The following is a 12,500-nucleotide window of genomic DNA, read 5'->3' as shown; positions in this document are numbered from 1 at the left end:
GCTGACTTACAATTATGCATTGTACGACTCCTAAGACAGACCAAATAAGTTCCATATGCTACAGTACTGTTTATCCTTCCGTTATGTTTCGCTATGCACATACAATATTTTCATCTTATACCCATAACTAATGTCCTGCAGACGCTTTATATTATCTTCAAACCCACTATTTCACTAAACTGTAAAATTAAAACCGCTAAATTTCCGAATAAACTGAAAACTCATGAGAAATTGACAAGAAATCTCAATAAGATCTTTTCAATATATCTTAACTTCAATCTCATGGAATCAGGACTCAATAATGATGCTATACAGGGGAGTATTCTATTAAGTAGAATTACAGAAACGATTCTGCTTATGCAGGATAAATAAAAAATTTTCCATTTGATCCTTTAACCTTTGTAAAAATCAGGTATTTAAATGTTATAAACAAAAAACGTAGGAATATTTAATTCCTACGTTTTTCATAAATAAATTTAATTTATTTATACAATTCCTCAAATTCGTCAATCTCAGCTTTACGCTTTAAAAATAGTTCCATATCTTTATTTTCTCTTTCTATTAACCCCAGAGCATGTGTATCATCCAAGGCTAACTCCTTATATCCCCATATATAATCTATAGTTGTATCTTTAACCTGTCTGTGTTCTGCACAATACCATTCTAAAGGTTGTAACGCATCGGATATTTTAAATAATTCTGCTGGATACCATGATGGCATATTTTCACGTTCTCCTAAGATTAAATATGTTAACTCACCACTTTGTAATTTACATATTCCATAAACAATATACTCTTTTTCAATGGTTAAATTAAATGTTTCCTCTGTTATCTTAGATAGGGCATTGCCGGTATTATATAAACAAGTTACTTTCATAACATATTCCCCTTATTTATTTTTATCTTTAAACTTAAAATTCAACCGTTTCACCTGTCCCCACATCAACTGCTTGATAATAACAAGCATAGCGTTTAAAAAGAAATTCATAATATTGCAGAGGTACAGAAACGAGTTGAGATATAAAGAATCAATATGAAAGAAAATCAAATTGATATAATATAAACCGCAGGAATTAAATATTTCCACAGTTTTATGTTTATCTAAGGTCCGTTTAATTATTTTACAACAATATAGAATTTACTTAGCATTTATTCTTCTGCAAATACTTATCTTTCAATTTTTATATCCTTACACCATATTTCTAATTCCATAGGAGGCATAACTATATTACAGGTATATAATTTCAAGCCCTCTTTTTCTACTTCACCGATTTCAATATCATGAAGAAAATATGGTAACTGTTCATATGTAAATGTTTTTATTGGCTTTTCTTTTACATATCCCAAGCTATGTTTGAAATCTATTCTATAGCAACCGCTAAATTGAAAATCTACGTCCTCATTTTCATCCTTATAAGTTAGGTGTACCTCATCACCAAAATAGTCGCATACTAATTTAGTAACCCATGCATCACAATAGTGTAACTTTTCAAATTCTGCTTGTATTCTCTGTACGTTCATTTTCGACCTCAATTCTTACTTTTTATATGGAATATGAGCATCTGGACTTTTAGCATCTACTATACTCCCATTTACATCTAATGGATTTTTATTCTCATCATATAAATGTACATGATCATATTTTGTTACTTTATCTGGTGGATCTATTCTCATCCTTATTGTACCATTACCATCTCGAACATGAACAAACCCATTATTCTCTGTGTATTTCCATCCTTCAGGAAGTTTTTCTAGTATTTCTTTTTTAGACATATTGGGTATGTTTCGAGCATTTATTTTACCAAAAGCATTTGTGTACTTTGCAGCCGCCTCTAATGCTTTACCTTTCTTTTCAAGGTCACCAATCTTCCCTACAACTTTACCGATAACCCGTGTTGTACCACCAGATACGACGGCCAATGTGCCCCATGCATAATCGTCTGGACCGTATTTTTGACCTGTTACTAAGTCTTCACCTTTGATAAGTTGTCCAATTTCTTTTCCTGTACCAATTATTGGTGTAATACCCAATACGAATGATAAATCCCCATCATTCGCACGATTATAAATACGAGATGGATCTCCACCTAAATCACGCAATGCGTTATTCAAATTAATATTCCCAATGTTAGCTGCCGCTGCAGGGATATTATACTTATGTTGGGCAATTTTTGAAGCTGTTCCCATAAACGCATTTCCAAAGTCTAATCCTGTATTAACATCATTATAGATACCTGGTACTCTTTCTTGAAATGCTTGTAAATCTTTTGCTATAACTGGAACATTTTTTCTTGTTACTTGTACAAGTTCCTCCATCCCAGGTTTCGCCGCATCTATAGAGTGTTTTAATCGAATCGTACTTGTTGCAATGTTTCCTAAATCCTCAAATGTACCATTGTCGTGTAATACTTGCTGAATACGCTTATGACTCTCTGCTAATTCATGAAACGCATCTGTAGTTTGTTTTAAATACACATTAAATTGATCCTGGAACTTTAATACGTTTTGTGTATCTTCCATGATGACTGCATAAATTTGATTATTAAACTCTACCATTTGATCAAGAGATTTTACCACTTCTTGCTGGAATCGAAGCATTTCCTTAGACCCTCTAAGGATTAATTCTGAAAAATGCTTTGCTCGGTCTTCTGCATATTGTCCAAGATCATCACCATAAATTCCAGCTCTTTTTGCATCAGCCTGAAACATTTCTATCAGCTGTCGCATCTCTTCTTTTGTTAAGTGGTCCCAGTCATTCTTAATTTTTTTTCCCAGGACTTTCATTTTTTGATCAAATTCTAGTATTTGTTTTTTCTGTTCTTCTAGGTCATGTTTCGCATCTTCAGCGTCTTTTGCAACATTATTCATCAATTCAATTGAATCAGTGGTACTATTTTCTAAATCTTGTAGAGTTTTTAATGTATTATTGAGTAAAGGCTCGTCACTTTTGATGTATTTAAAAACACCTTCAAAAATTTTCAATTTACCATTTAATAAAGATAACGGTGTCTTTGCTTCTTGGTCAAAAATAATGGCATCATGGATACGTACATACCCTTTTTCACCTTTATATTTTACTTCATACCAAGAACCAACTTTTCCTGTTACTTCTATTAATTCTCCAGTATTTACTCGCTTTGCTCGTAAAACTTTCTTTAAGTCTGGTTCTGGATATACTTTTTTTACAAGAGATTCTAACGTGATCCAACCTTTTATCATTTCTCCATCATTATTAAAAGAGAAAACCTTGTCTTTATAGGTAAAATCTCCTGTTTGTAAGGCACCATTTGGATGTAACAGATACCAATCATATTCTAATTTCATCCAACCACTTTTTGGTTCACTTTCATAACTAAAGTAGTACGGTTTTCCATCTACTTGTTGCATACCTCGGGATAAGATACCACTTTTATCAAAATAATGCATTTTACCATCAATATACTGAATACCTTTTTGTAACGCACCGGATTTATTCGCATAATATTTCGCGCCACCTATATCAACCCAACCGGTTTGCATAAAGCCATCAGGTCCAAAATAGTATTGTTTATTATCAATAGTCTGAAGGCCTGTTACACGACTTCCATTTTTTAAATAATACGTCCATTTCCCCTCTTCTTGCACCCATCCTTTTGCATTATCAAATAACAACATAGATTTTAATTGTTGGAAATCATAATACACATTATTTACGTTCTCAATTAACTCGTGAATTTCTTTCTCCTGGTTTTTAATTACATTTGGAGGAAAGTATTTTTCTGGATCTTTTTTATACTCCGTTAGTATAAATCGCGTGAGGCTTGTTCCTTCTTTTACAACATCCCAAGAACGTGTGGGATTTTCTCCTATGACTACGGATTCAAATATTCTTACATACCCTATTTCTCCTTGGTATTTTACTTGATACCAAATACCTTGTTTACCAATAACCTCTAATATATCTCCGTCTTTTACAGGCTTTGATTCCAATAAAAATTTTGTTTCTGGTTTAGGATACATTCTTTTAATTTTAGAACGTAATGTAATCCATCCTTTTTCCATTTCCCCATATTTATTAATTTCAAATTGTTTCCCTTGATAGGTAATAACACCTGTTGCATATTTCCCATCACGTATATAACTCCAAGCTGTTCCTGAAAAACTCCATCCGGTTTGTAATTTTCCAGGTTCTTTATAATGAAGCCATTCATTTCCGACTTGTTTTTTCCCTTCAAACAACCTACCATCTTTGAAGAATTCATATTCTATTCCATCTAATGTGATTGTTTCTGTTCTTTTACTGCCATCTTTTTCATAATAATACCAATTCTCTTTCTCCTTCACCCAGCCTACTTTATTTAAAACTTCGGCTGCTGCTGTAAATGTTGGTGCATAGGTAGAAAATAATAAAAATAATGATACAATAAGTCCTATGACTTTCTTCATACTCGCATCTCCTTATCAATTCATTAAAAACTTTTTAATTATATATTAGATTTTAATGTTATTAAAAATATTCAATATAAATATGCATAATTGCATATTTATATTCTTGATAGTGCGATCCCAATCATACTGGGAAGGATTTTTTCCGTATCCCTAAATTATCTTTACCCCAAAAAAAGAACCTGTTTTCCATAGAAAACAGGTTCTTTTTCATTATTACTTCTCCGCTATACAATCTTTTATTTTTTGTACTCAAATAATTAAGATTTTTAAATAAAAAGTTTCGAAGTGAAACCCTTCTTTTGCTCAAAATAGATAGAGTATACTACAACAGTATTGGTTCTTTAATTAATGGTAAATACTCTATACTCATAGCATAATTTAATAACAAATTGATATACTCTTGATTTGGCTCTAAACAATGTATGTTCTTCAAATATCCTTGCGTGTATAAACAAGATGGTATAGCTACTGATAGCTCTTCTACAGATTCTAATAAAGGCATTATGAGCTCTAAAGCTTTCTGTTCATCAGTAGTTAAATTCGTATTAAAAAACTTCTCTATATATTTTTCTTGTTTCATTAACAGGATATCGTATCCAAAAGCTTGTAAACTATTAATAAATTGTTCCCATTTTAGCTGAATTGGATTACAAATATGCATGGTTTTATTTACTGTATTGGCCTTATAAGATAATTCAGTAATAGCTAAACTTCCATAGTCTACAGGCGTTAAATCTACATACGTATTGACGTCAGGAGCTATGCTAGATAGGCATATCCCTTTTAATAATCTATAAAATGCGTTTTCATTAATATTGTATTGAAATTTACCTGTTTTAGAGTTACCCACTAAATTCCCTACACGGTATATTGTGGCACGAACTTCTTTTTCCATTGCTTCTCTAACCATTTTCTCGCCTTGAAACTTACTTTCTAGGTACAGATTATCTAAATTTTGTCCTCTATCAAAATTAGACTCAAAAAATTCAAATTCTTTTGGATCGCTTTCAGCCTGACCTACTACACTTAAAGTCGATATATAATGAAAACGTGCATTTGTGTTCTTAGCTAATTCCAATAAGTATTTTGTAGACTGAACATTTACCTTTTGAAAATGCTCACGTTCTCCATAGTGTCTAACTTCTCCACCACAATGTATGATTGACTCTACCTTATTCTTTAAATGGTCCAATTGCTTTGAATCTAGACCTAGATTCATCTGAGATAAATCTCCTTCAATTAACTCTACTTTCACCTTCAACTTTTGGAGAATTTCTTTACCGAAATAAAACTCCATTCTTTCTTTTAACTTTGCACCAATTACTTGATCCTCATTTTTTCTTACTAAACAGTAAATAGTCGTAGATGGTAACTGTAATAATCGTTCTAAAATATGTGCTCCTAAATATCCTGTTGCCCCTGTAAGGAAAACTGCTTTTGGATAATTCACCATATCTAACTCACATTCTTCTAATTTAGTTGTTTCATAAACAGGAGTCGTTTTCGTTTCATTTTCCCTACATGCTACATTCATATTTTTCTCTTTCTTGAACGACATATCTTCCATCTCTTCAATATGAGAGGCTAATTTTTCTATGGTTCTATACTTAAAGAAATCTTGAATTTTCAAGTTAGGATATAACGGTTTTAATTTGACTAATACCGGCATAACTTTTAAAGAATGTCCACCCAAATTAAAGAAATCATCTTTTAAACCTATAGATTTTACGTTTAGAACTTCAGACCATACCTTTGCAATGTTTTTTTGTACTTTAGTTTGAGGCTTAAGTATACACTCATCCTTTTGCTCATGATCAAACTCTATTTCTGGTAGTTTTTCAAAATCAATTTTCCCATTCGCCGTTATTGGTATTTCTAAGACATGAGAGTAATATTTAGGGACCATATATTCTGGCAATACATTTGATAAATGTATTGCTAACTTATTTTTCTCTATCCCTATACCGTCCACTGTTTTATAATAAGCTTGCAGTAACATTCCATCTTTCGTTTGTGTTACCACAGCCTGACTTACCCCCTCAAGTTGTAACATTGCATCTTCTATTTCTCCTAATTCAATTCTGTGCCCTCTAATTTTAACCTGTTTATCTTTTCTTCCCATAAATTCTATATTTCCATTTGGTAACCACCTTGCTAAATCACCTGTTCGATATAATCTTTTACTATTGTCTTCTGAAAATGGATTTGAAATAAATGCCTGTTTTGTTTTTTTTTCCTGCTTCCAATACCCTTGGGCCAATCCTAAACTTTCAATATATAATTCACCCATAGCCCCTACCGGACAATGTTGCATATATGAATTCAATATATGAACCTTTGTATTAGAAATAGGAATACCAATTGGTATACTTCCTAAAAGATTATTGTCGCCTTCTAAAACTGGTATGAAATAATACATTGCTGAAACGGTTGCTTCAGTAGGGCCATACTCATTTACCAGCTGTACTTGGTTTTTAAAAGTACTTTGCCAACTTCTAATAGCATTTGTTGATGCAGCTTCCCCTCCCATTATTATAAATCTTAAAGAACGTATCTTTTCGCAATCCAGTTTCGTTAATGAAGTCGATAATTCATTGAAAAATACTGTTGGTAAGTCAGAAATAGTTGCTTGTGTTTCTTGAATGGCTTGAGCATATGCGACAGTTGAATAGCGCTGTTCATCACTTAATACATATAGTTCCGCCCCATTTAACAAGGTAGAAAAAATTTCTGATACTGAAGAATCAAAACTATGGGAATAAAACTGTGTTACTTTATCATTTGAAGAAATCTGAAATACTTCATTTCTCCATTCAACTAAATTTAATACTCCTTTATGTGTTAATAATGTACCTTTTGGTTTACCTGTTGATCCTGAAGTATAAATTACATATGCCAAATCATATGGTTTATTTAAAATTTTCACATCATCATTTATAGTCGCACGATATATATCCTCTATTATTGAAATCTTATAATTACTTACATTCAAATGACTTTTGTATTTGTTACTCGTTATAATTCTACATGCCTCACTGTCACGAACTATATAATTTATTCTATCCTCAGGGTATTTTACATCGATTGGTATATAGGCAGCACCGGCTTTTAATATTCCAAGCATAGAAACGATACTATTCATACTTCTATCTAAAAATATGGCTACCTTATCTCCCCTTTTTATACCATTTTCGAGTAAATGTTGAGCTACTTGATTAGAGCTCATATTTAATTGTCTATATGTTAAAGATTCCGTTTCAGTCGCTATAGCAATCCGATTGGGTTGTCTATCTACTTGCATATGGAATTGCTCCTGTATATTTTGAAAATAAGGATATGGTCTTTCTGTATGATTTACCTTTTTATATAAAGATTCTTCTTCCTGTGATAGGAATGAAAGATTTTCATATGCTACTGTTCTTCGATGAATAAAGGCGTCCAGTATAGTAAGTAAATTTTGAGTAAACCTATTAATTGACTCTTCCTTGAAAAGATTAAAATCATACTCAAATGAAACCCCTACATAATCCAATCCTTCTTCAACAGCTAAAGAAATGTCAAACTTACTAATATCTTGTTTATTAGGTAACAACTGAAGCTTATACGCATCATGTTGCTGCAGAATTTCTTTCTGATAACTAAACATAGTAGAAAAGATCGGGTTATTCCCAAAGCTTCTATCAGGATTTATTTGCTCAATTACTTTATCAAATGGGTACGATTGATTTTGGAAAGAATTCAAACATTTTTCTCTCACTACTTGTAATAGCTGTGTTAAATTTTTCACATCATTTAATTGTGTTCTAATTGCTAGGGTATTTACAAAAAATCCTTGTATTTGTTCAAATTCTTGATGATTCCTTCCAACAACCGGTGTACCTACAATAATATCTTTTTGATTCGTTAGATAATGTAACAATTGAATATACGCTGCTAAAAATAACATATACATAGAAACATTCTCTTGTTCACATACTTGTTTCAAAGACTCTTTCATTTCATTATCTAACTTCATTTCAAATACTGTACCCTTATTTGTACTTTGACGATTCCTACTAAAATCCAAAGGAAGATTTAGTATAGGAAGAGGTGCTGCAAGTTCGGCCATCCAATAAGATTTTTCCGTATCCCACCGACCTAAATTTAACTGCTCCTGTTCCCACTCAGCATAATCTACATATCGATTAGAGATAGTTGGCAACTCAGGATTTCTACGTTTTGCAAAGGCACTATATACCTTCATTAATTCATCTAATAAATTCCTTACACTCCACTCATCTGTAATAATGTGATGTAAATTGATATATAAATAAGATTTTTTCTTATTCAGATTAAAAATTCTAATCCTAAAAAGAGGGCCATTTTCTAAATCAAATGGTGCATGATCCGTTTGATTTATTGTTGTACGTATATATTCTTGTTGTTCTTTTTTAGACATATGTTCAATCTCATCGTGAATCAAATCAATCGCTATTGAGTTTAAGATGACTTGTCTAGGCTCCCCATTTCTTTCAATAAACACTGTTCGTAGCATCTCGTGTCGTTCAACTAAAAATCTTATGGTATCTTGTAAAATATCCTTTTTTAAACTCGGCTCAATATATATGTGTAGTGGTGTATCATATACTCTATTAATGGCGTTATACTTATTTAAAAACCAGATTCTTTTTTGAGCACTTGATAATTGATAACTTTCCTTATCTGCAACTTTTAATACTTGCGTCTCCTGTTCTTCCCTATCATGATTTACTGCCATTAATTTATCGATGTAAGCAGACAGACTAGCAATCGTTGTATGCTCAAAAATATCTCTAATTTCAATTTTTAGATGAAACTCTTTTTGAATTTGATTTAACACTTGCACAGCAATTAATGAATGTCCCCCAAGTTTAAAAAAGTCATCATCTCTGCCGATTCTATATTTCCCTAAATTTAAAATCGCTGCCCATGTTTTTGCCAATCTTTTTTCTGTTTCACTTATCGGTGGAACATATTGCTTCTGCATGTTTTCAAGTAAAGATGGGATTTGTAATTCTAATTTTTTTCTATCAAGTTTCCCGCTTGGTGATACAGGAAAACTTTCAAGGTGAAATACATAATTTGGCATCATAAAATCTGGTAAACTTTCACTTAAGAATGTTTTTAATGCCTCTTGTTTTAGTTCTGTATTGTCTTTTGATAAATAAAAGCTAACGATTTTGTCGTTTTGATAAGTAAATACTACAGCATCTCTCACTTCTGGATGTTTAAATAATGTTCCTTCAATTTCATCCAGCTCAATTCGATACCCACGTATTTTTACTTGATTATCTTTCCTTCCGATAAATTCTAAATTTCCATTCGGTAAAAGACGTACTAAATCTCCAGTACGATACATCTTTTTATCATGATTATAGGATTTATCGAAAGAAATAAACGCCTCTTTTGTTTTTTCCTTTTGATTTAAATATCCGTTGGCAACTCCATCACCGCCAATAAATAACTCACCTACTACACCTGACGGACATAACGTATTAAACGGACTAACCACGAAAACTTCACTATTAGCAATTGGTTTACCTATTGGGATATTAGAGATTTCTTTTTGTATCTCACCATTTACTTCATACATCGTTGCACATACAGTAGTTTCAGTAGGACCATATGCATTAAGAACTGGAATCTTTAACCCTAATTTGCTTTGCCATTTACGAACTGATTCAGCAGGTAAAGTTTCCCCTCCCACAAATACACGTTTTACAGAATTTAATTTAAGTAACATTTCTTTTGGCATATCAGCTATTAATTTAAAAAACGCAGTTGGTAAAACCACATTTGTAATACCATTCTTTTGACTTACATTTATAAATTCCTCTGCTGAACGTTTTTCGATTTCAGAAATTAAATGCATTCTTCCTCCACATAGCAAAATCGGAAATATTTCCATAATGGAGGCGTCAAAAATGATCGTTGCAAATTGTAAAAATACATCTTCTTTGCCTAAATGAAATGTATTGATTACTGAATATGATAAATTAATTACGCCTTTATGTGGTACTACGACTCCTTTTGGTAAACCTGTTGAACCTGACGTGTAGATAATATAAGCTGCATCTTCTATGGTATGTGTAGGCGCAATATTTTCTATGGAATTAGCGTAATGAAAATCTTCTAGATAAATTGTATGAATCGCAAAACTTTCAACCAATCCCCTGTATTCTTTCTTCGTAATAATCATTTGACTTTCGCTATCTTTTAAGATGTATTCTATTCTTTTTTCAGGAAACTTTGGATCAATTGGTACATAAACTCCACCTGATTTTAAGATGCCTAGAATCCATACAATGGTATCAATCTCTCTCTCCATTGTAATACTTACACGTTGTCCCTTTTTCAAATCATTTTCACGTAAATAATTCGCTATTTGATTTGACCTTTGCTGCAATTCATAATAGGTAATGGATTTATCCCCCATAGAAATTGCTATTTGATTTGGCGATTTTAATGTTTGTAGATCGATTAATTGATCTAGTGTTTTTGAATTAGGATACGTAAGAGCGTTTGAATTCATTTCTTTGTATAGACGATGATCTTTCTCTAAAAGCAAATCCAGTGAATGAATAGGTTCATTCACATTCTTCATTAGTTTTTGCAACAAATATATATATCTTTCAACTAAATCACTAATACTCTCTGGTTTATATAATGCTGAGTTATAGTCAACCTCAATTTTATTCTCTGTTTCCCCTTCATACCTCATTATTCTCCAAGTCATATTAAAAGGATTTACTCTTTTACAATCTGTTAAAACTGTTGACTCAATATCAGGAATTTTTAATTCCGGTATCTTCATCGTATTAAATGCTGTGGAATATACCATATTATGATTTGTATCTAGATTTAAATCTTTTACTATATGTGAGTAAGGATTATGTTTATACGTAATAGCTAGATGAATAGATTTATTAACTTTATTAAGTATCCCCTTAAATGTCTCTCCCTTTTCTATTGTTATACGTATAGGTACTGTATTAACAAAATAACCAAAAGTATTTCGTTCTTCTGTATGTGGTCTAGTATTAATTGGAATACCAACAATTATCTCTTCAGCATTTGTCATTTGATGAAGTAAGGTACAATAAGTACTTAACATTACTCGATAAATACTTATATTATTTTTTTTAGCAAAACATTGTATTTGATAAAATAAAGCCGAATTAATATTCTTACTTATATTTTTATCTGTATATCTTTTTTCATTCATTTTATTAAAATCAATAGGAAACTCTGTAGGAGTTAATTCACCTTGTAAATAATCTTTCCAATACGATGATCCATCTTTATATATTGCACTATCAATAAAACCCTCCTCATACTCTACGAGGTTCTTATAAGGAGATTCAAATTTTACATTCGTCTTTCCTTGAAGTAATTCACCATACGTATTGGATAATTGTCGGATGAAAACTCCTAAACTCCATCCATCGTAAATAATGTGATGAAACATTAGATGTAAAATAAATGTATCTTCACTGAATTTAATGATGTGGAATTTAAACAAAGGCCCCTCCTCTAAACTAAATTTCTCATTCACTATAGATTCTAAGAAATTTTTAAAAATAGATTTTTGTTGTGTGTTTTTAAAAGCAGTTAAATCCTTAATTGGTATATCAAATTCTACATTCTTTTGAATTAATTGCTTTATTTTTTCATCCCTCTTCTTAAATATTGTACGTAGCGCCGGATGTGATTGCACTATTATGGTAAGCGCTTTCTCCAAAACCTCTATCTGAAGTTTTCCTTTTAACTTTATTATAATCGGTTCATTGTTCATTCCTTTTTCTATTTCCATTTGATGAGCTATCCATAATGCTTCTTGGCCTACCGTTGCATCCAATTCTTCTACAATTTCATATTTCTCTTGTATTTCTTTCATATGAATTTCTCCTTTTATAAATATTTAAAAACGGATAATATTTACAGTTACAACTATATGTACATATTCTGCAATTTGTAAATCTATATTTTCCGACTAAATTCAACATTTATTTCAATTATTGCATAGTTATTAAAATTATGAATAAAACTCATAT

4 protein-coding genes are annotated in these 12,500 nt (G+C 31.4%); all 4 read right to left on the bottom strand.

Annotated features, from left to right (window positions below; genetic code table 11):
- Positions 1-481: 481 nt before the first annotated feature.
- Positions 482-877, bottom strand: coding sequence for a hypothetical protein (locus tag NST86_RS28945; RefSeq protein WP_061663546.1), 396 nt, complete (start codon positions 875-877; stop codon positions 482-484).
- A gap of 290 nt (positions 878-1,167) precedes the next feature.
- Positions 1,168-1,521 carry a hypothetical protein gene (locus NST86_RS28940; protein ID WP_061663545.1) on the bottom strand — a complete coding sequence of 118 codons (354 nt, stop codon included), beginning with the start codon at positions 1,519-1,521 and terminating at the stop codon, positions 1,168-1,170.
- A gap of 15 nt (positions 1,522-1,536) precedes the next feature.
- Positions 1,537-4,425: a pre-toxin TG domain-containing protein gene (locus NST86_RS28935; protein ID WP_061663544.1), complete on the bottom strand. Its 2,889-nt coding sequence runs from the start codon at positions 4,423-4,425 to the stop codon at positions 1,537-1,539.
- Between the two features lie 325 nt (positions 4,426-4,750).
- Positions 4,751-12,343: a non-ribosomal peptide synthetase gene (locus tag NST86_RS28930; protein WP_061663543.1), complete on the bottom strand. Its 7,593-nt coding sequence runs from the start codon at positions 12,341-12,343 to the stop codon at positions 4,751-4,753.
- Between the last annotated feature and the right edge of the window lie 157 nt (positions 12,344-12,500).

The sequence above is a fragment of the Bacillus sp. FSL L8-0199 genome (assembly GCF_038005705.1).
GTDB lineage: Bacteria > Bacillota > Bacilli > Bacillales > Bacillaceae_G > Bacillus_A > Bacillus_A cereus.
Note: the sequence above shows the minus strand (reverse complement) of the source record. Positions and strands in the feature narration are given on the sequence as shown.